This window comes from Saccharobesus litoralis, assembly GCF_003063625.1.
Lineage (GTDB): Bacteria > Pseudomonadota > Gammaproteobacteria > Enterobacterales > Alteromonadaceae > Saccharobesus > Saccharobesus litoralis.
Genome location: NZ_CP026604.1, coordinates 4,992,347 through 5,014,663, shown reverse-complemented (window position 1 = coordinate 5,014,663; position 22,317 = coordinate 4,992,347). Strand labels below are relative to the sequence as shown.

The 22,317-nt window shown below is 42.6% G+C and carries 15 protein-coding genes; 12 read left to right on the top strand and 3 right to left on the bottom strand.

Annotation, left to right across the window (positions count from 1 at the left end; translation table 11 throughout):
- Nucleotides 1-84 precede the first annotated feature (84 nt).
- The 4 genes from istA to C2869_RS18870 all read left to right on the top strand — a co-directional run bounded on the left by istA (nt 85) and on the right by C2869_RS18870 (nt 3,469).
- Nucleotides 85-1,605: an IS21 family transposase gene (istA, locus tag C2869_RS18885; RefSeq protein WP_108601201.1), complete on the top strand. Its 1,521-nt coding sequence runs from the start codon at nt 85-87 to the stop codon at nt 1,603-1,605.
- A gap of 17 nt (nt 1,606-1,622) precedes the next feature.
- Entirely contained in the window at nt 1,623-2,396 is a 774-nt protein-coding gene (istB, locus tag C2869_RS18880) for an IS21-like element helper ATPase IstB (RefSeq protein ID WP_329604269.1), read from the top strand.
- A gap of 136 nt (nt 2,397-2,532) precedes the next feature.
- Complete coding sequence (locus C2869_RS18875) at nt 2,533-3,084, top strand: 1-acyl-sn-glycerol-3-phosphate acyltransferase (RefSeq protein WP_108604407.1); 552 nt, start codon at nt 2,533-2,535, stop codon at nt 3,082-3,084.
- Nucleotides 3,085-3,265: 181 nt separating this feature from the next.
- Nucleotides 3,266-3,469, top strand: coding sequence for a hypothetical protein (locus C2869_RS18870; RefSeq protein ID WP_108604406.1), 204 nt, complete (start codon nt 3,266-3,268; stop codon nt 3,467-3,469).
- Between the two features lie 460 nt (nt 3,470-3,929).
- Here C2869_RS18870 and C2869_RS18865 read toward each other — a convergent pair whose 3' ends face one another.
- Nucleotides 3,930-4,367 (bottom strand): hypothetical protein, encoded by a 438-nt coding sequence (locus tag C2869_RS18865; protein ID WP_159084237.1) that lies wholly within the window; start codon nt 4,365-4,367, stop codon nt 3,930-3,932.
- Nucleotides 4,368-4,401: 34 nt separating this feature from the next.
- Complete coding sequence (locus tag C2869_RS18860; protein ID WP_108604404.1) at nt 4,402-5,349, bottom strand: D-2-hydroxyacid dehydrogenase; 948 nt, start codon at nt 5,347-5,349, stop codon at nt 4,402-4,404.
- Nucleotides 5,350-5,409: 60 nt separating this feature from the next.
- On the opposite strand from C2869_RS18860, the gene C2869_RS18855 reads away from it, so the two are divergent.
- From C2869_RS18855 to C2869_RS18845, 3 genes are all read left to right on the top strand, one after another.
- Nucleotides 5,410-6,252: an NAD-dependent epimerase/dehydratase family protein gene (locus C2869_RS18855; protein ID WP_108604403.1), complete on the top strand. Its 843-nt coding sequence runs from the start codon at nt 5,410-5,412 to the stop codon at nt 6,250-6,252.
- A gap of 715 nt (nt 6,253-6,967) precedes the next feature.
- On the top strand, nt 6,968-10,315 hold the full coding sequence (locus C2869_RS18850) for a TonB-dependent receptor (RefSeq protein WP_108604402.1): 3,348 nt from the start codon (nt 6,968-6,970) through the stop codon (nt 10,313-10,315).
- 264 nt (nt 10,316-10,579) lie between these two features.
- Nucleotides 10,580-11,506, top strand: a complete 927-nt coding sequence (locus tag C2869_RS18845) for an AEC family transporter (protein ID WP_108604401.1) — start codon at nt 10,580-10,582, stop codon at nt 11,504-11,506.
- A gap of 129 nt (nt 11,507-11,635) precedes the next feature.
- On the opposite strand, the gene C2869_RS18840 is transcribed toward C2869_RS18845, so the two are convergent.
- Nucleotides 11,636-11,938 carry an outer membrane protein assembly factor BamD gene (locus C2869_RS18840; protein ID WP_108604400.1) on the bottom strand — a complete coding sequence of 101 codons (303 nt, stop codon included), beginning with the start codon at nt 11,936-11,938 and terminating at the stop codon, nt 11,636-11,638.
- Nucleotides 11,939-12,204: 266 nt separating this feature from the next.
- Between C2869_RS18840 and C2869_RS18835 the strand changes: the two genes are divergently transcribed.
- From C2869_RS18835 to moaC, 5 genes are all read left to right on the top strand, one after another.
- Nucleotides 12,205-19,080: a glycoside hydrolase family 30 protein gene (locus C2869_RS18835; RefSeq protein WP_108604399.1), complete on the top strand. Its 6,876-nt coding sequence runs from the start codon at nt 12,205-12,207 to the stop codon at nt 19,078-19,080.
- Nucleotides 19,081-19,400: 320 nt separating this feature from the next.
- Nucleotides 19,401-20,660, top strand: coding sequence for a molybdopterin molybdotransferase MoeA (gene moeA / locus C2869_RS18830; RefSeq protein ID WP_108604398.1), 1,260 nt, complete (start codon nt 19,401-19,403; stop codon nt 20,658-20,660).
- 14 nt (nt 20,661-20,674) lie between these two features.
- Nucleotides 20,675-21,259 (top strand): molybdenum cofactor guanylyltransferase, encoded by a 585-nt coding sequence (gene mobA, locus C2869_RS18825; RefSeq protein WP_108604397.1) that lies wholly within the window; start codon nt 20,675-20,677, stop codon nt 21,257-21,259.
- A 17-nt stretch (nt 21,260-21,276) separates the two neighbouring features.
- Nucleotides 21,277-21,819 (top strand): molybdenum cofactor biosynthesis protein B, encoded by a 543-nt coding sequence (gene moaB, locus C2869_RS18820; RefSeq protein WP_108604396.1) that lies wholly within the window; start codon nt 21,277-21,279, stop codon nt 21,817-21,819.
- Between the two features lie 20 nt (nt 21,820-21,839).
- Nucleotides 21,840-22,316: a cyclic pyranopterin monophosphate synthase MoaC gene (moaC, locus tag C2869_RS18815; RefSeq protein WP_108604395.1), complete on the top strand. Its 477-nt coding sequence runs from the start codon at nt 21,840-21,842 to the stop codon at nt 22,314-22,316.
- Nucleotide 22,317 lies beyond the last annotated feature (1 nt).

Here is a 22,317-nt window from a genome sequence, read left to right as displayed (position 1 = left end):
TTCCCCCTCAGACTTTCGTTAATCTAGCGTATCTTTGATTGTTTTTTCAGTCAGGAGATAGGCATGGCAAACCGGAGGTTTGAAATGTACCAATACAGACAGATCCTCGTTCGCATGCGAATGGGAGATTCCAATCGAGCTATTGCCGATAGCGGCTTAGCTGGACGCAATAAAGTTAAGGCCATCAAGAAATTAGCGCAGGAACAAGGCTGGCTTAACCTTGACAATGACTTGCCTGATAACAACCAACTGGCTGAACTGTTGGGCGAGAAAGCACCAACCCCAACCACCACGTCTTATGTAGAGCCTTATGCTGAACAAGTTACTCGGTGGTATGAGCAAGGGATCCAAGGCACAACAATCCATCAAGCTTTAGTGGATAAATATGGCTTCAAGGGAAGTTACTGGTCAGTCAGTCGTTACCTTAAAGCCTTGTCACAGAAAGCACCAAAAGCGACAACCGTTATCGATTTTTTGCCTGGTGATACGGCGCAAGTGGATTTCGGTGCTGGCCCGCTAATCGTTGATACTCGTACCGGAGAGTTGCGTAAAAGCTGGATCTTTGTAATGACGCTCTCATGGAGCCGACATATTTACGCAGAGTTTATCCGCGACCAAAGCACAGCAACTTGGCTGGCCTGTCATCGACGGGCGTTTGAATGGTTTAAAGGTGTTCCCAAGCGCGTCATTATCGATAATCCCAAATGTGCCATCACTAAGGCTTGCTACCATGATCCACAAGTGCAACGCGCATACGGTGAATGTGCTGAAGGATATGGCTTTTTAATCGCACCTTGTCCTGTACGCGATCCTCAGAAAAAAGGCCGCGTAGAATCTAATGTGAAGTACATTAAGAATAGCTTTGTGCCCTTGAAAGACTTCCGAGGCTTAAGTGATGCGAACGCTCAGCTTAAGGATTGGTTATTGTCAGTCGCCGGTAATCGCAAACACGGCACCACTAAATGTCAGCCTCTTGAACGTTTTAGTGAGATCGAGCAAGCACTATTAAAACCACTCCCCGAGATCCCTCCTGAGCAAGCGGTCTGGGCTAAAGCTAAAGTTCACGGTGATGGCCACGTGCAATTTGAACATTGTCGTTACTCAGTTCCCTACACGCTAGTTCGTGAAACCGTATGGCTCAAAGCGACGGATAATATGATACGGATCTATCAAGAGCATGAACTCAAAGCGACACACCCTCGCTTATTTCATCAAGGCGGCCGTTCAACCGTACCAGAACATCAACCACCTGAGGCACAAGCTTACAATATGCGCGATCCTCAATATTGTTTAACTCAATCAAAACGTATTGGTGAGTCTTGCTACCTCTTTATTCAAAGGCTGTTTGCCAGTCGAGTATTAGATAACTTGCGGGCAGCCCAAGGTGTCGTGGGGTTAACCAAACGTTATGGAGATAAACGGGTTGAAGCGGCGTGTTTACGGGCTTTAACCTTCGATAACGTGCGCTATAGCGCGGTTAAACAGATCCTTGAAAAAGGGTTAGACCAACAACCCAATGAAACTAACGCATTCGATACCTTAAGTGACGTATACACAGGTGGTGGCCGTTTCCACCGCGATCCCAACAAACTTCTCCCTCATTAAATAACAAGGAAAAAACAATGATAAACCCAATTCCGGAACTCACCCCCTTACTAAAACAACTACGTTTATCAGGTATGACGGACTCGTTGGCCATGCGCAATCGAGAAGCCATTGAGCACCAGCTTAGTTACCCAGATTTCCTTGCTTTATTGATCCAAGATGAAGTGGCACGGCGCGATCAGAAGAAATACGCGACTCGGCTGCGCAGAGCAGGCTTTAGGGGGAACAAAACACTGGAAAGCTTCGATCTAAATGCCAACCCCAACTTGAATCGAGCTTATATCAATGAACTGGCCGACTGCCGGTTTATCGAAGAGCATGTTGCCGTCTTAATCGCAGGGCCTTGTGGTACAGGGAAGAGCCATTTAGCCCAAGCGATAGGCCATTGCGCGGTGAAAAAAGGCATTGATACACTGTTCTTCACGCAAGCTAAATTGCTTTCAAACTTACACGCAGCCAGAGCAACCAATGCTTACGAGAAACGATTTCAAGCACTAGCAAAAGTTGATTTACTTATCATTGATGACTTCGGTTTAAAGCCGCTGAAGTCACCTCAAGATGAAGATCTTCATGATCTGATAGACGAACGATATGAACAAAAATCAACGATCATTACCAGTAATTTAGACTTCAGTGAATGGGGACAAGCTTTCCCCAATAAATTACTTGGAGCAGCCACCCTTGATCGACTTAGACACAACGCCTATCGCCTGGTTTTAGAAGGAGAAAGTTACCGCAAATTACGAGAAAATAATGATCACACTGGACTAGGAGAAAAAAGCGAGAAATAATCACCTTGTCTGAGGGCAAAAATGACCGTTTTAAGTGGATCCATTACGCCGCTAATCACTGGATCTGTTAGGGTGCAAATCGACACGCCTACCTAATGACTTTATCATTCAACTGGATAGCCACTTTGTGTCGTCCATGATCTGCCACCGTCATTATAACGATAATGGCGGGCTTCGTGCGGTACGTAAGTCCTTACCTCATGAGCATGGTCACCAACAATACTATGATAAATTAGATTGCCTTTATGTGTATTCGGGTCAAGTACCTGTACCAGAGGAAGAAGCGGAAACATGGCTGGCTACGCAAAGAGAGATATTTAAACAAGCCATGCTAGATAATATTAATGCCGGCAGTAATATTGTGATTGCCCCAGAGGGTAAGAGTTATGCGACTGAAGAATCGCCGCAGCCGTTTAAAGGTGGCATATTCCGCTTAGCCACTCAAGCTAAACGCGAGCCTAAAATTGTGCCGATAGCCATTGCTAATTTTGACAAAAACATGGTGCGCTATTGCCCAACGGCTATTATTTATCCCGCATTTAAATTATCTGAAGTGATGGATAATCCGGCTGATAAGGAACAACTCGCGGCATTTGTTGAGCAGTTTAGTCAAGATTTTAAAGGTTATGTGCAACAGGCAGTTGCCTTGTCAGAGTCGCAAACTCGTGCCAAATTTGAAAAAAGCTAATAGTTAGTCAAATTGGCTAACTGCCAACCGATAGGTAATTAAAAATTAAGGCCAACTAACTGAAAATAAACAGTTTTTGAAAGTTGGCCTGCGCTTTGCTCAACAAACCTAAAGCGGTTAAATAGGTTAATCGCCATTTAAAAATGAAAGCTAAAATAAAAAAGATCAAAGGAGTCAATTTATGACATTGTGGAGCATGATTACTGTTGTTTCGGTAGTTGCTATCGTCTCGGGGGCTTATATGTCTTATTTACAAAGTAAAAAAGCGGATGTTGATAATGACTTAAAAAGTGAAATTGAAGACATGAAGCAGCGCATTTCTACACTCGAGTCCATCGTCACCGATAAAAAGTATGATCTAAAACGCGAGATCGACAGTTTGTAATTAAGCCTGTTGAGCAATTTAAACTTTAATCATTCAGCGTTATGAAGTTGGTAAGTGATAGAACGTTTAATATTGTCGAACAAGATATGTATAGTCTTCTCGCTCAGGCTTTATGGTTCATTGTCAGCGCTTACTCGCCCCAATCACATAATAGAGCATATGCTCATGGGGTCTCGAAGCTTGACGGCTTCCCCTAAAACCTGATCGCTTTGACTATAATCAACCGACTTTTGTGGAAAATAGGTTTTAAAGTATCAAATTTTCGTGGGTGAGCATTTATGCTTGCAGAGCCTGCAAACCTGCAATTTAAAAGAGCAATACTATTAGATTTTGTTCCAGACAAACATTAAGTGCCGGTATGATGCTTGCCGTAATAGTAGGGGCTTGTAGCCAAACCTCGCCTACAACAAGGTTTATTATGTTGTCACCTTTAGACGGTTAGATGCCCGCTAGCTTAAGTCTATTTTACGCGCTGTAAACGTTGATAGTGTTCACCTTGTTGCGCTGGTTGCTCTTTAATAAGCTCTTTGACTTGTTCGGGTAACTGCGCTTCGGTTTTACATGCTTGAACTTGACCTAGCACACACTTTTTATCACAGCGCGCTTTGCCTACCGCGTTAATAATAATGTCATCCTGTATTGACGACGCGCAAAATACTTGGCCCGATTTATCCTTTAAGCATTTCCCCGGCCCACAAAATACTTTTCCTTGTTTGCCAACGGCGGCGCCGCCTTTTTTAAATTTAGAACAGTGAACTTGGCCTTGACTGTTAATTTTACAAGCACCAGCTCCACATTGCATCACGCCCATAAAGTCACGTTTACAGGCGGCATAACTTACATTCATTATGCTAATACTCAACAACAAGGGTATTAGCCATTTTATAAGTATTTTCAACAGGTATTCCTTAAGTCATTGTTGAATAAATCAGTTAGCAAATTCGGTTGCGGTGCTCACCTTGCATAAAGGCATCAATATTCTTAGCTATTTCATTCACTAGGGTTTGCCTTGCTTGTTGACTAGCCCATGCGGTATGCGGCGTGATTTGCAGATTCGCTTGTGGCACCAATAATGGATTATTTAAGCTGGGCGGTTCTTGACTTAAACCGTCTAACAATGCGGCTTGAATACGCCCCTGTTGCAAAGCATTGGCCAGTGCCGTTTCGTTAATCAGACCACCTCGGGCCGTGTTAACTAAAATAGCGTCTTTTTTCATTAAGCGAATAAACTCGTCATCAACCATTTGCTCACTGTCACGGGTTAAAGGACAGTGTAAGCTAATCACGTCGGCTTGTTGAATGGCATCTTGGTAGCTAATGCGCCCAGCGCGAGGTTCTGGCGCGTATTGGCGCTCTGCAATAATGACATTCATACCAAAAGCCAATGCAATTTTTTCAACGGCTTGAGCAATGGTGCCGTATCCGAATAGGGCGAGGGTTTTACCTTGCAATTCAAAAATAGGGTAATCAAGCAAACAAAAAAGCGGGCTTGATAGCCATTGGCCGTTTTGACTTGCTGTTTGGTACGCTTGTAATTGAATTGACCAGTTTAATAGCATGGCAAAAACGTGCTGAGCAACCGAGTTTGTTGAGTAGCCAGCAACGTTAGTCACGGCGATCCCTTGTTTTTGTGCGGCGGGCAAATCAATGTTGTTGTAGCCGGTTGCCGCCACGCAAATCAATTTTAGGTTTTTGCAGTTGGCTAGCGTGTCCTGTTGCAATAATACCTTGTTGCTGATCAGTATATCTGCGTGTTGCGTTAACTCTGGCAAATTTTGTTTTGCGGTCAATGTATCTACGCAAATTAATTCACCAAACTGTTTGATGGCGTCTAATTCGACCGCGCCGACAGATTCACTATCAAGAAATACAATTTTCATAATGGTATTAATGCTGTTAGGGTTAGGGACATTACTTGTGTATATAGTTTACGGATCATTATGTTAACTGCAAATAGCCGAGTCTTAATAATAGGTGCGGGTTGGTTAGGACTCCCTTTGGCTAAGGCAATGGCAAAATTAGGCTGTCAGGTACACTTAACCTGCACTTCAGCGGCTAAAGTCGAGTCATTAAAAAATGAAAAGTTAATAGCTGGCGTTTGGCCACTTTTACTTGACGATAATAGTCAGGTGCATGACATACAAAAGATCATTGAGTTAAGCCAAGCCGATATTGTGGTTGGTGCTTTCCCACCTGGCTTTCGTAAAGCTAATAGTGGTGATTATGCGACAAAATGGCAATTGATCGCTCAAGCTTGTCAAGTGTCAAAGGTTAAGCAATTGCTGATGTATAGCTCAACGGCGGTTTATCCTGAACAAGCCAGTATCTGTGTCGAGAGTGATGCCTTAGCCTTTAACGACAAAGCTGCAAAGCTTTTGCAAGCAGAACAAGCGTTACAAAATTTTAAAGGCTCAACCTTGGTTTTACGCCTAGCAGGTTTGTACGGGCCTAATCGTCACCCTGGTCGTTTTGTTAAACATATGAAAGCGGTTAGTCAAATTGCCAATGCCAACATGATCCACCTTGATGATGTTATCGCAGCTAGCTTGTATCTTTTACAGCTACAGCCCCAAAGCAGCCCTAGTGTTTGTAATCTGGTTTATCCAAATCAAGTTAGCAAAGCACAATTTTATCAAGCGGCTATTCAAGCTTATCCAGTTGAGAATATGTCGTTCCCCCCTGTTGATCAAACGCTTGGTAAAACGGTATCTTGCCAATTATTGCAACAGTTAGGTTATCAGTTTGTGTATGCCGATAGCCTTGCAGCCATTCAGCATTGTTAAACTTCTTTTATTTCTTTTGGGGTTAGTGCCTGCATTCATGCAGGTTACTGATTTTCGACACTTCTCTTCGTCATTTTATTCCCAACTTTCGCAAGTATACCTATTGTAAACCCCACCGAAATTAGATCTTTTATTTTTGTATATGACTAAATGTAAATCATATTTAAATTAAATGTTAATATTTTCGTATTATCTATTGAGATTATTCTTTTAAATTTTGTGAGTTAAATGTTAAATTTCATGTGATGTTTTTTGCTTAAGTGAATTTTGCCAGATCGGCTTTATCTATAAGTGAACAAATATTTGTGGCTTTAGTTGTAACGTTTATGACGAGATAGGCATGCTTAGCTAACCAACAAAGTTAAATTTTTGTCGTGTGGTTATTGATATTCTTCATGCGATATTTGATTTTAAGTTATTGAATGTAAATAAAAAATTATTTTTGTTCGATGTTCAGGTTGTTTCTGGAGCTTGAACTGGGTCACTGATTAGCTACACCTAGAGTTCAGCTGTTTTCCTTTATAAACACTTGGCTTGCGATTTATATCCTTCAATTTTCTCTTACCTCATCTTGTTACTTTTAGTATACAAAAATTCGTATATTGTTAACTAGATTCAAAATTAACTTTACATACTGTTAACAATGGATAATATATGACTACGCTTTGCGTAATTAAAATTAATAATTCATATATACACAATGGTGACGAAGGATATGTACAACAATTTCAAATTAAACAAACTATCGCTATCTGTAATTTCCATCTTGTTTGGTACGGTTGGTTTAGCCAACGCGCAAGATCAAAAAGCTTCTGATGATGTTGAAGTAATAGAAATTACGGGCTTTAAAGGCAGTTTACTTAAATCACTAAATAATAAACGAACGGCTGATTCCGTAACGGATTCCATTTTTGCTGAGGACATAGGTAAATCAGCAGACCAAGACATAGGTGAAGCTTTACAAAGGGTGACAGGGGTATCAATCCAACGTGGTGAAGGCGCAGGAGCCACAGAAGGAACGACTGTCAGTATTCGTGGGGCAGGGCCAAATCTCAATAATATTTCATTAAATGGTATTGTTTTAACCAGTAATACCGAAAACCAAGCCGTTGATTTAAGCGCATTCTCATCGGATATTTTAAGCTCAATTGAAGTGATGAAAACTTCGGCTGCGGATCAGGATGAAGGTAGCTTGGGAGCTAACGTTGAGCTAAAAACATTTAGGCCACTTAACTCTGATAAAAATAGACGAGTGCTTGAAGTTCAAGGACGGTACGACGATTACATCGAAGATTATGATTATAAGCTTTCTGGTTCGTTTTCAGAAAAATTCATGGACGATACCTTAGGTTTTTACGTAACAGGCTTTAAGGAAACACAAAGCACGCGTCGTGATATGTTTTTTACCGACGAATTTGTGAAATATACCGTACCAGAAGCCATTAACCTGCAAACTGGCCAACCGATGGGTGAAGAAGTTACGGGCCTAATGAATTCGCAAAATGGTTTTAAAATGTTTTCAAATAATTTGGAGAGAACAGGCTTAACATCAACCATACAATGGGCAATAAGCGATAATACGGAATTAGTGTTGACCGGAACTTATTCCGATCAGTATAGAGAACAAGATGATGACAGTATTGTTTCTATTGGTGACCAAAACCCTTACATAGAGGCTGATATTCCAAGAATAACCGATGCTACTAATCCATGGATTGTGTTTGATCCAGCAAGTCAAATGATAGTGAAAAAACTTGATCGCATGGCTAGAGGTCGCACTACTAGTACAGAGTCGGGGATCACGACTAAAAACACGGTTTTTAACCTAGAGTTTAGTCATTACTTTACCGATACGTTTAAAATGGATTTACGCACGGGTTATTCAAAAACCACGGCAGATGACGACTATTTTACTAACTTCAACTCAAATAACTTCTTAAACTCGCCAAATGAAGTTTTGGAAGCATTGCCGTCAGATCAAGTTCAAGCAACGGGTTACGATTGTACATCGGGTGTTTGTTACTCAGTAACAGGAACCGATTTCGTTGATTTTGGTCCTGATATTGACGGTGTGCCACAAACGGGGCATCCAGACGAACCCAATGAAGATAACCTTGTTAAAACCGCTTACAACCCAGATGATTTACGCGCCATTCACTTACAACAAGCGAATACGCGTGATCGCATGATGTATGATAAACAAAAATCGGTTTACCTAGACTTTGATTGGGACGTAGATCTTGGGCCTATTACTAAGTTTGAATTTGGCGGAAAATATCAAACTCGAGATAAAGACGTATTTAACCAAGGTTACTTTTGGAACAATGCGATGTTAGCGAATACGGATATTCCTACTAGTACTCAGCTAATAGAGTCTATTCGATTAATTGATGTATATGGTGGGGAAACCGGTTATGGCGATAGTTTTTTAAAAGACTTAGGATACGCACGAACTAATACTACCGATGGTTGGGCTACTATAGATGCGCAAGCGGCTTTAGCTAAGCTATTTGAAACCGATGAAGTGGTTGGTGAAATTGATCTTTCCAATGATAGACAAATAAGTTTAGAAAACAAAGCGCTGTATTTTAAGACCAATTTTGCCTTACTTGATGAACAATTAACCGGTAACGTAGGGATACGATATGTTGAGTCAAGCGTGGAGTCATTAGGATATTCATCAGTTAATTTCCAAAACCGTAACTTAACGTCATACGACTTGATATTATTGTCACAAGATACGTCTTTAACTGCCTGTACTGAGGCACAACGCTGGATAGATCCTAATGCAACGTTACCAAATGGCAACCCCGATCAACGAAATCCGAATGTCAACTTAGCTGGGCAACCCAGCGCTGATGGCAAAACAATGGAGCCTATTGCTAGCCAAACTTGTTATGATGATCAATATAACGGCACGGCTGCCAATCGTTATCGTTATTTGGACAATACAACGCCCACAGACCCTGAGCAATTTGGTTCTACAGCATCCAATACTGAGAAAAACTGGTTACCAAGTTTGACGCTTAATTATTCCTTGAATGACGAATCAGTGATTCGTTTTGCGGCTTCTAAAACCATGGCGCGTCCGCCAATTGATAACCTAAAACCCAGCGCTAAATTTAATGAGGCCGTATTTGGTACAGGTAACTCAAACGGTAGGATTGATAATCCATATTTAAAACCATTGGAATCAACTAACTATGATTTATCATATGAATGGTACTTTAATGACGGTGGGGCGCTAACCCTTGCGTTATTCCGCAAAGATATGAGTAATATTACAGAAAATGCGACTATTGGGGCGCATTGGCGTGATGTTCGCGGATTGAGTGGTGATGAGTTGTCTCAGCTTGATCCTTTTAACGATATTTTGATTTCTAAACCTGCCGATGGACTAATACGCCGTGATGATTCTTGGGCTGCGGGTACTAATTGCATGATCAACCGCCGTCACATTTGGCAAACCAATGACTTGCAAGTCCAAGGCGATTGTGACTTGTTAAATATGACGGTTGTACGAAATGGCGCTGGTGGTAAAAACACGGGATTAGAATTGGGTTACAACCAGAATTACGACTTTTTACCAGGTTTGTGGAGTGGCTTAGGCACGGCGTTTAATTACACCTATTCTGACTCGCTAATGGATTCAGAAGTAGGACCATTAGGGGTCGTATTACCCGCGTTACCGATGGAAAACGTATCTAAGCACGTTTATAACTTGTCTACTTTTTGGGAAAAAGACGGCAACCTCATTCGTTTAGCCTACACCCACCGAACGGACTCTTTGGCCAATCGTTCGTTTAAAGATGGCGCGTTGTGGAACGAAGGTGGCGGGCAATTAGATATATCTGCAACTTACAAGTTAAACGACACGTTTACTTTAACGTTTAACGCGGTCAATCTTAATAACAAGGAAAATCGTCAGTATTACACTAATATGCGTGACGATGCTTTCGCGATTGAGGGTAATGCGTTGGAAGGCGAAGCAAATAAATCTCGCACAATCCGTAACTGGGTATCAGGTTCTATTTATCGTATAGGTATTCGTGCAAACTTTTAAGGCTGACGTTTAATAAACTTAAATTTGGTAAATGGTTTATCCGATGACCTATGTGGGTCGTCGGATTTTTGTTTTTATCTCAATCAGAAGAACGCAAATACAATAACTCAAACACGCATCTAGTTTTTTGCCAAGGATCAACTGGCCTATCTTGCTTAGCCTTTATTATTTCTGAACATAATCGCCGCTATAAATAAGCTTGCTGGGTGGTTAGTGGATTTAGGGTTATAATTAAACTTAATAACCCGTTCGGAACTTATCTTTTTGTCTTTACTTAGTCACTTTAATGCCGCTTTAGTCGTAACCGCGCCAGTACTGATTATTTTGTTGGCTGGTATTTTATTTAAACGCTTAAAAATTATTGATAGTCAGTTTGTGACTAGCGGTAGCAAGCTTGTATTTAATGTGTCGTTACCTTGCTTATTGTTTTTAAGTGTATCGACGCGCAGCATTGAACAAAGCTTAGATGTTGAACTCGTGGGTTATGGTGTATTAGCGACCTTAGGCAGTGTGGTTCTTGTGTGGCTACTTGCCCCAATGTTGATTGATAAAGCCAAGCGTGGTGTTTTTACCCAATGTGCATTTCGCGGCAATATGGGAATTATAGGTATAGCCTTATGTGTTAACGCGTTTGGTGACGAAGTTTTAGGTATGGCCGCTGTATATTTGGCGGTGCTCACCATTATTTACAACATAGTATCTGTTATGTTGCTAAGTAACTCGTACCGTGGTGTTGTATTCAATTTATTAAAAAATCCGCTGATTATCGCCATTGTTTTAGGTGGTTTGTGGTCTTATATGCGAATACCTGTTCCTGCTGTTATGGAGTCATCACTAGACTATATTGCGCGCCTAACCTTACCGTTAGCTTTACTGTGTATCGGTGCCAGTTTGGAATGGCATAGCTTAAAAGCCAATCGCTTTGAGGCTATGGTTGGCAGTGCTTTAAAATTAGTTGTGTTACCTGCTATGGTGGTCATTATTGGCTATTGGGTGGGTATAGAAGGGCAGGCACTTGGCGTATTATTTTTGATGATGTCAGCACCCACGGCAGCCGCGGCATTTGTTATGAGTAAGCAGCTAAGCCCTTATGGCAACTTAGCCGCGGAAATTGTCTCGTTATCAACCGCGTTAAGCCCAATTACTGTTACCTTGGGTTTGGTGATGTTAAACATGCTAGGCTGGATTTAACTGTATAGTCTTCTCGCAAGCGTCGAACTTACAAAAATAGCTAGCCTTGTTTCAACTCATCAAAATTAAATTGCAAAGGTACTCGCGCCAAGACGTTAATGTTTGGCGCTCTTAGCGCTATTCGACTTTTTACATAAGCTTTTCAATAGCGGCAGTATAAGCACTGCTCGATTTAAAGTTCTGCTCAATATAGCGATACACGCTGCGCGCATTTTCCATCTGGCCTAACTTTTCATAGCTTTGTGCTTTCATTAAGTATATTTGCGCTTTGGTTTCTTCTGGGTATTCGTACTTATCCAAAATGCGATCAATTTTTAAAATAGCACTTTGATAATCACCTTTATTGAATAGCTTTTGTGCATTGCCCAACCCACCATTGGCCGCACATGCAACTAACATTAATGCGGCAATGGCTAGAATAACTTGTTTCATTTTTTGTCCTTAAAATTGGTAATTTTAGCCGTCACTAATATTGAGTGGTATTCAATTTTAGGGCCATTTTAAGTTCAACCACTTAGTTGATTGGAGTTTAGACTATAACAAACTGGCATCTTAATTGAATAGTTCAAAACTAATATTTAAATAATTGGCATTTATCTGACTAATCTTTAATTAGCTAAACGAGCTTTTTACCTGTCGTTACGGTTTTTTAGTCAGTTTTTTTACCACACCTCTAATTGGGTGGGTTGGGGTATTTTGTGTTTAAAATCAGTTGTTTAGTTTTCCTTTTGGTTTTGTTGTCTGCTTGTGGTGGCGGAGGTGGAAGTGATTCTGGCTCCGGTGATAATGGCGGTTCTGGTGGCGGTGGAGCAGGCGGGAATAATGACGGTATTAGCCTAACCTTAGCGGATAATGGCAGTCGTTTGCCGAGCGAGTGTCAATTTTCCAACAATCATATTCGGGCTTTTTCACCAGTTTGTGATCTGCAATTTGATATTAATGCTAGTGCTACGATCCCTACAGGGGCGACAGTAACCGGTCAATTATCAGTTAATCGCGGTGCGAGTTGGCAAAACTTAGCAACGTCAAACAACCGCACATTTAGCTTGAATTTATCAGCGCTGACCGGTGAAGTTTGGGTGCGGGGTTTGCTGGACAATGGCGGAACACAAACCACCACAGCCAATAGTATTTTTCAGGTTCAAGTTAATCAGCTGGATTTAGGGCAGAACTTAGGTGATTTTGCTGCCGACAGATTATTATCCATTGCTGATAACACCACGTTTAACCTGACGTTACCACAATGCGACGATCCCAATGGTGACACGGTTGAAGTCGAAGTGTTTAGGGATAGCCAAGTTTGGTTTGTGCAACAACCCGGTGCGCAAATTACCTTGCAACGGGCGGATGTCAAAGAAGGTACGCGGATCAATGCGCGTTGCCGTGATGTTTTAGCCAGTAGTGTTGCCCAGCATGAAAAACAAGTGGATGCCAATGGCAGCTTAATTATTTCATTTGCTGCCACTCAAGTAGACAATCACGCGCCTGTAGTGAGTTTTGAACCTGTAACCGCTATTCGATTTAATGGTCAAATCCGCGACAAGCAAACATTACAAGCTTGTTTTAATGCTTTTGATAGCGATGGTGATAGCCTTAATAATTCGTTGTTTTATCAACTGGATGGCGCGGCTTTAACTCAGTTGCCGTTGACTGTTGATTGCGCTGAAATCACTTTGCAAGATGTGGGTGGCCAGCGTCTTAATCTGGTTGCTCGGTCAAGCGATGGTGTTACCACAACTGAACAACAACTTGATTTAGGCATGATATACAGCGACACCATAAGGCAGGCGCAAGCACAAAACTCACGTTGTGTCGTGGGCTCTAGTGCGCAGTCGGTCAATGTCAGGGTTGATGCCGATAACGAGTTTGACCCCTTTGTGTTACAAGTGATTGATGTTAGCGATGGCCGAGTGTTACGAGAGCTAGGTCAGCAACGCTCAGCCACTATTAGTTTTGCTTGTGACAACATAGGCCAAACTCAGTATGTGGTGCGCAACTTAAGCCGTGGGTTAAGCTCAGATTCCGTGGTGTATTCGCATTCTGTTACCTCGCAAGCTAACCAATTGCCACAGGTGGATATTAGTGTGCCAACTGGGGCGGTGTTAGGGCAACCGCCGGCTTATCGAGATAATCAATTACTGAGTGTTTGTTTACACACATCCGACGCCGACAATGATGTGGTAACAGGGCAATTAAGCTATCAATTTAGCCAAGATTCAGGCCAAACCCCACTCAATCTTACCAATAACTGTGCAACTGTAGATACGGATGGTCGTGGTGGCCAAACTTTAATTTTATATGCTACGGCGAGTGATGGTTTTGCCACCATTAATGAAACGCGTAACTTAGGCGTGGTACATGCCGATACTATCCAGTTCCCTGTTGCGCAAAGTGGTAGTTGTCAGTTAGGTAGCGTTAGTGTGACCTATCAGGTGAATGTGCAAGCGGATACAGAAGGTGATCCGCATAGTCTTAAAGTTTTAAACGCCAGCGATCTCAGTTTGATCCAAAATTTAGGCGCGGTGACGACCGGTTCTTTCAGTTTGCCTTGCAATAATTTAGGTACAACAGAGTTTATTGTTGCCAATAATAGCCGCGGCTTACAAGTTAACTCACTTAATTATCAGCACGTTGTGACACAAGCGGTTAATCAAGCGCCGAGCTTAACGCTTGATATTAGCGGAGAAACGTATAATGGCCGTTATCGTGACCAGCAAAACTTGCAAGTGTGTTACACGGCTATCGATCCTGAACAGCAAGCGGTAACCGTCAATGCCAGATACAGTTTTGCTAATGATGCGCCAGTGGCTTTGTCTTTAGATGACAATTATTGTGGGCAAATAAGTACGCTTAATCGTGGTAATCAGGGTTTAGCTTTATACGCAGAGGTGAGTGATGGTGAAGTGAGCAATTCACTTTCCAGTGATTTAGGTGTTATTTATTTAGATACTATACAAGTGGCTTTTACCGATGAGGTCAGCTGTTTTGCCAATGGCAGTGCACACACTTATATGGTTGATGTCACTAGTGACATTGAAGGGGACGCCATCGCCTTAAGCGTCTTTAATGCCTCTGATAATAGTCTGATTGCCGATATGGGTAATCAAGCGCCATTTTCTTTTTCGCTACCTTGTACCTTAGTTGGCAATACGGATTATTACATTGTTAATCGCAGTCGTAATTTAGGTTCGTTTTCTCGCACGTATCGTCATGCGGTTATGGATCAGCCCAATACACCGCCGAGTGTTGTAATCAATATTGAAAATGCAGCGCGCTATGATGGTTTAGTGCGTGATAACCAAACTATTTCTGTGTGTATTGAAGAGACAGATCCTGATGGCGATAATTTAACGACGACGGCAAGTTATCAATTTAGCTCACAAACATCCGCGACTAATATGGTGTTAAGTGGTGGTTGTGCCGATATTAATACCACGGGGCAAGGTGGTAACGATTTAGTGCTAAACGTGAGTGTTAATGATGGCACGGAAACAGTTAACCAAAGCCCTGAGTTTAAAATTCATCGCGATACGATCCAGTATGCCGCTTCGGCTAGTCAATTTTGTCGCATTGGTGATGCTTCGCGGCGCTACGCGATCTCAGTACCGCCAGACTTAGAGGGTGACGATACTAGCCTGTCAATTATTAACGCTGATACGGGATCGGTAATTTCGACTTTTGGCAATGCTTCAGCCGCTAATTTTGTTCGTTCCTGTAGTTCGGCGCAAACCTTAAATTTTTATTTGCAAGTGGCTAGCCGTGGGCTGACGAGTCGCTCAGTGACTTATCAGCATATTGTTAGCAACGAGAATAATACGCCACCTAGTGTCAATTTATCGTTAACCAACCCAGAGCGCTTAAATGGCGATGTACGTGATAATCAAATAATCGAGGTGTGTTTAGCGGCAACTGATGCTGAAGACGCAACGCTTGCGACCAATGTGTTTTATCAGTTCGATAACGAAGTGGAGCAAGAACTAACCCTTGCTAACGGTTGTGGCAATATTGATTTAACCAATCAAGGTGATAAAACCTTGTTGCTAAACGGTTTTGCCAGTGATGGCACCGCAACTAGCCATGATACCGAAAGCTATCGAATACATAGCGACACCATTAATGTCGCAGTGAGCGCTAGTGGCAGTTGTCGAGCGGGAGATGCAGCTAGACAATATGCAGTAACAGTGGGTGCCGATGCTGAAGGCGATAGCTATAGTGTTGATGTATTCAATGTAACAACCGGTGCTATTTTGGCAAGTTTAGGCCAAGTTACCGCGTCAAACTTTACTTTACCTTGTGATACCGCCAGTGCGATTAACTTTGCTATTCGAACAACGGCCAGAGGGATCACCGCAGAATCGTTATATTACAGCCATGTGGTGAGCGATACGCTAAATTCAGCGCCAAGTGCCAGTAGTGAGCTATTTAATGTTGAACGAGTTGGTGAACAAATTCGTGATAATCACACATTTGGTATTTGTTTAACTGGGACCGATCCTGATAATGACAGCCTGACGTTATCGGCTAATTACCGCTATAACGAAGATGCATTTACCGCGCTTAATCTCGATAGCCAAAATTGTAGCTCAATTAATACCACGGGGCAGGGCGGTAATAACCTAATGCTGCAAATTTTTGTTAACGATGGGCAAATTGAAACCACTGTTTTCGAAAGCTTAGGTGAAATTCATACCGACACTATTCAAACCGCGCAAACCGTATCGTCTGAATGTACTTTGGGTGAATCAGCTTTGCGCTATTCTGTGTTAGTGCCAACCGATACGGAAGGCGATAGCCATAATATTCGCGTGCTCGCCAGTGATAATTCACTAATTGCCAATTTAGGCACGGCTAATCAAAGCGAATTTACTCTGGATTGTACGAGTTTAGGGATCTCTACTTTTACCTTGGTGAATGATAGCCGTGGCTTACAACAAACTAGCACTGAATATACGCACAAAGTGAATGCCTCGTTAACCAATACGGTTAGCGTTTGGCAAACCAATGCCGACCAAAGTTTGTTGTTAAGCCAAACAACCAGTCAAGCCCTGAAAGTGGGTTCGGGCAATGCGCCAATCCAAATTGATGTTTCGGATGCTAATGAATATCAAGCCATTCATGCTTTTGGCGCGACATTAACCGATTCTGCCGCGTCACTCATTCATGGTTCAGCCAATACGGATGCTATTGTGAGTCAATTATTTAATCCTAACTCAGGTATTGGTATTAGCGGCTTACGCTACCCAATGGCAGGTATGTCGGAGTTCGTGTCGCGGGTAGCCAACAGTTACAACGACAGACCCACAGGGCTAACTGATCCTGATCTCGATTTTTTCAGTATCAGTGCTGATGAAGATTTTATGTTACCGACATTGCAAGGTGCTCTGCTGCAAAATCCTGAAATCGATTTGATTGCCACTAATTGGAGCGCACCCGGTTGGATGAAAACGGCCAGTAACCAAACTTTGTTTGGCGGTGAGTTAAATCCGACTTTTTACGATAGCTATGCCAATTATTTTCTTAAGTTTTTCCAAGCTTATCGAGGTTTAAATATTGAGTTTGATTACTTAAGTATGCAAAACCAGCCCCATCAAGATACTGTGCCGGGTATTACACTTAACTTTCCGTCTATGCATTGGGACACCTCAGACTATGTGAGTTTTATGGATGACCATTTGGAGGAAGCGTTACGTCGCTCTGGATTTAACCCTGGCTATTTAGTTTGGGATGGTAACTGGACGGATAACAATACGCAAAATACCTCAGATATTGGCACCCTAGCTAATAGTTTGTTGAATAATGAAAACTACGACCGATTTGTTAAAGGGGTCGCTTGGCAATGTTATCAAGCGGATGACGGCTTTGCCGACTATAGTCAAGCATTTGCTTTGGGAATGCCTGCCGACAAATTGCGCTTTTTAACCGAGTGTAGCAATCGTGTCGATAATCGCAGTTTTGGCCAAATTTTAGCGCAAGATGTTGGTGATATGTTTATTGGTTCACTACGTCAGTCGGTACACGCTATTTATTACGCTTCATTGGCGTTGGATGAAAACAATGGGCCTAATCAAGGGGGGTGCAGTGATTGCCGCAGCGTAGTGACGATAGATAATAGCGGGCAAATGCTATTTAACGCCGAATACTATGCCTTGGGGCATTTTAGCCAGTTTGTTAAACCGGGAGCGGTGCGGATTGATTCGGCGACGGAGTCTGGGCAAATTGAAACCGTGGCTTTCAAAAATAGCGATAACTCAATTGTATTGGTGGCGGTGAATCGCAGTAATGCCGAATTATCATTTGATGTGAATTGGAGTGGACAATTTTATAACTACAGCTTGCCAGCTTACTCGGTCGCAACGTTTAAATGGGCGTCAGACAATGAGCCAATTGCTAATGCACAACAAGTATCACAGGCTAGTGAGTTGGCGAGCCGAACTTATGATCTGATACAAGAAATGCGCATTGCCAGTACGGGTATGTTCCGTCAGCATTATAATGTTACAACCTTACAAAATGCCGATATTTCCAGTGGTGCTACCGGCTTTGGCTTAGTTGCGTTAGCCATAGCGCATCGTATGGAATGGTCAACTACAGCTGCGACGCAAGGTTTGCTGGCGTTAAATGCGATTAATGGCCAAGTGGATGGATTTACGCCAGATAGAAATAGCAATGGTATGTTCCGCGCCAGAATGACAAGCGACGGAAGCAATGCGCAAAACAGTGATTACTCGGTTGTTGAAACCGCGCAGCTATTGGCGGGGGCAATTATTTTGCGTAATACCATTCCCACAGAGGGGATTCGCGAAGGGGTTGATACCTTGCTGACGAGCGTTGATTGGACCGATGCCATTGTCGACGCCGACACAGGTGAAGTGGGGTTAACCCAAAGTGCCGAAGGCACAGTGTTAACCAGCCAGTTACCTTACGGTGAGCAAATGCTTATTGTTTGGCTAGCAAAAAATCAAGGTGAACGTGCGGCGCTGGATCTGTGGGACAATCACTATTTATCGGGTGAAGTGTTCTCACGTTATGTGTCTGATGGTCACTTTGTGCCCGCCAATGAAAGTGCAGTACCGGTATCGGCAACTGTACATCAACATAATTTTTATTTAATTCAAGAGGCTATTTCGTCAGCGAATTATCGTACCTTAATGCGTGAACACGCGGCAGCGGAAAAAGACTACTGGCTCAATAATTTTGCTGAAGACAGTTATGTGTGGGGCTTTGGCTTTGGTGAAAATAGCCAAGCAACAAGTGATCCCTTTAGGGATAGCTTGGTGGACCACCCAGGTAATTATGCCCATGCGCCGACGATTGCCGGTTTTGTGATCACAGATATCACACAACTGGAAGACTTCTTACAATGGCAAGACAACAATCTCGCTTTGGTGAATAATCAAACGACAATGGAGAGCATTCCTTGGCGCTTTAGCCAGTTACAACCCGCCATTGCCATGACTAAAGTTGAGATGCATGGTGTGATCAATCAGTTGATGGGGCTAGCATCGCATCCTGGCTTGTTGGATATCAGTTTCTTTAGAAATAACACTGCGTATCCGCCACCAGAAACAGACTAGCGCGCGAGTTAATCCTAATAATCAGGGCGCTCTGTACAATAATATGTGTCATCTGTGCTAAATAACATTGGCAGGAAGCCCTGAGTAAGTAACCTTGAACAAGAACACTACAGTCTCGCCAACCCTTTCTTTGTTCTAGCTCATGGTTTTGTATCTATACTGCTTTATAGTTAATACATATAGCGTAAACGCACAACTAGCAGTTAAGGTTTATGGTAAAGTTAACCTTAATAAATACGCTGAATTTAGCTAAAAACATCACTGTTTTCATGGGTTTATCAGCGTAGGTAAATCCGTCATCGTCGATAGGTAGGAAATAAATGGCAGTAACATGTTGTGATGCGCCGGGCTTAATGCCGGTCGAGCAAGCCATGACTCAAATGTTAGAGTCGATTGTTGAAAAGCAAGGTTCAACTCTAGTCCCGTTAGCAGACGCTTTAGACTGCATACTAGCAGCGGATGTTGTATCACCCATTAATGTGCCGGTTTTTGACAATTCCGCTATGGATGGCTATGCCTTTCCTGCTCAAGATTTAGCTTCATTCTCTACTTTGACTCGCGTCGGTCGAGTTTACGCCGGAGAGTCTTTTACTGGTGAGCTAAAGCCAGGTGAATGCGTACGTATAATGACAGGCGCCCCCATGCCAGCCGGAGCCGATACTGTACAAATGCAGGAAAATGTCACGGTTGTCGACGATGAGCATATTAAATTGGATGCCGTGCCTAAAATGGGCGCAAATGTACGTTATGCCGGTGAAGATATAAAACAAGGTGCAGTCGTTTTGCAGGCCGGTGAACGTTTAAAACCAGCGCATTTAGGCTTGTTGGCTTCACTGGGAGTTGCCGAGGTTGAGATAAAACAACCGATCAAAGTCGGCGTGTTTTCAACGGGTGATGAATTAGTTCCGGTTGGTCAACCTTTGGCCGCTGGGCAAATCTACGATAGCAATCGTTTCTTTTTGGTGGCGTTGTTAAAACGCCTTAATGTTGATGTCATCGATTATGGCTGTTTAGTTGATGATATTGAGATATTGCGCAATACATTGCTAACGGCTGCCGACGAAGTGGATGCGCTGATCACCAGCGGCGGTGTATCTGTTGGTGAAGCGGATTTTACTAAAGATGTGCTCGATGAAATTGGCAACGTTAATTTCTGGAAACTGGCCATTAAACCGGGTAAACCTTTTGCGTTTGGTAAAATTCCATCAATAGCACAAAACAAAGATATTCTGTTCTTTGGATTACCTGGCAACCCTGTTTCTTCATTTGTAACTTGTCATCAGTTAGTGGTCCCTGCCTTACAAACCTTGATGGGTGCAAAAAAACAGCAAAAAATTACTCTGACTGCTAAATCGCAATCTACACTTAAGAAGCGACCGGGACGGATGGATTTTCAACGTGCAGTTTATTCTGTCAGTGATACGGGTGAGCTTGTGGTGCTTTCAACCGGAGCACAAGGTTCTGGGATATTAACCTCTATTTGCCAAGCCAACTGTTATATATTACTTGCTCAACAACAAGGCAATGTTGTTGCAGGTGAGCAGGTTGAAATTCTACCGTTTGACCAATTCATTAGTTAAAGAGGTAGACAGTTATGGCAGTTTATTCACCTATGTCGGTAAAATTTTCCGTAGTTATATTAGCCGGCGGTCAATCACGCCGAATGCAACAAGACAAAGCGGAATTGAAATTACCCAGACGCCATGGTGAACCCAGCCAAAGCTTACTAGAGTTAATGACGTCTATTGCCCGCCAATCTGGGGCAGATAATATTATCGTTAATCGTAACAAACCTGGCTTTGTGCAAGACGAATACAAAATGCAAGGGCCTTTGGCTGGCATTCATGCGGGATTAAAAGCCTGTGAAACTGGGGAAACCATAGTGTTTGTGCCGGTGGATATGCCATTACTGAATGTCGATATGTTCCACGAGTTAGTGCTGGCTGAGCAGAAATTTCAAATGCCGGTGTATTTTCAAGAGCAGATGTTGCCCTTGGCTATTCATAATAAACCTGAGTACATGAATTATTTAGCTCAGGTTTTTGCATCGCAAACCAATAACTCAGTTCGCGCATTTTTAAAACATATTCAAGCCAAGCCCATTACCACCGAATACCCTGAAAAATTAATTAGTACCAATACGCCAGAACAATGGCAATACGCTGTTGGGCGAATATAAACAAGATTAAAACGACTATGAGCAAACCTGAAAAACAATTTGTACCATTAAATATTGCGGTATTAACCGTATCTGATACCCGAAATGAAGAAACCGATACGTCGGGACATTATTTAGTTGAGGCATTAAATGAGACGGGCCACAATTTAGCGGATAAGAAAATTGTGATTGATGATGTCTATCAAATGCGTGCCGCCATTTCTAATTGGGTGGCTTCGTCTAATGTGCAAGTAATATTAGTTACCGGTGGTACTGGCTTCTCTGGTCGTGATTCGACACCTGAGGCCGTTGCTCCTTTGTTTGATAAAACCATAGATGGTTATGGCGAATTGTTTAGGCAGATCTCGCAGCAAGATATTGGTACCTCGACCATTCAATCACGGGCGATTGCTGGTTTAGCTAATGGCGTGGTTATCTTTTGTATGCCGGGTTCTACCAATGCTTGTAAAACGGCATGGCAAGGTATTATTCAAGAGCAATTAGATGCACGTCATCGCCCATGTAATTTTGTTGCTCAACTTAAAAAAGTTGAGACCGAACAATGTGAGAGTCGTGGTTAACAATGAGTAATAGCAAGACGATGAACGAATTTTCTCATGTTAATCAAAGTGGCGAAGCGAATATGGTGGATGTGTCCGACAAGGCGCAAACTAAACGTATCGCCAGTGCGGAAAGTTACATTGAAATGACCCCAGAAACGCTAGAGTTGATAGTCTCGGGCGGTCATCATAAAGGCGATGTCTTCGCTACCGCTCGTATTGCGGGTATTCAAGCAGCTAAACAAACCTCGAATTTAATTCCACTGTGTCATCCTCTCATGTTGAGTAAGGTTCAAGTGGAATTTGAAGTAGAAACCGATAAAAATCGAATTCGTATTGTCAGTACTTGTAAATTAACAGGGCAAACTGGGGTTGAGATGGAAGCTTTAACGGCAGCTTCTGTGGCGGCGTTAACCTTGTTTGATATGTGTAAGGCGGTAGATCCCGCTATGGTGATCACGGGTACACGTGTGCTGACCAAAGAAGGCGGTAAAACGGGTAGTTGGCAAGCTAACTAAC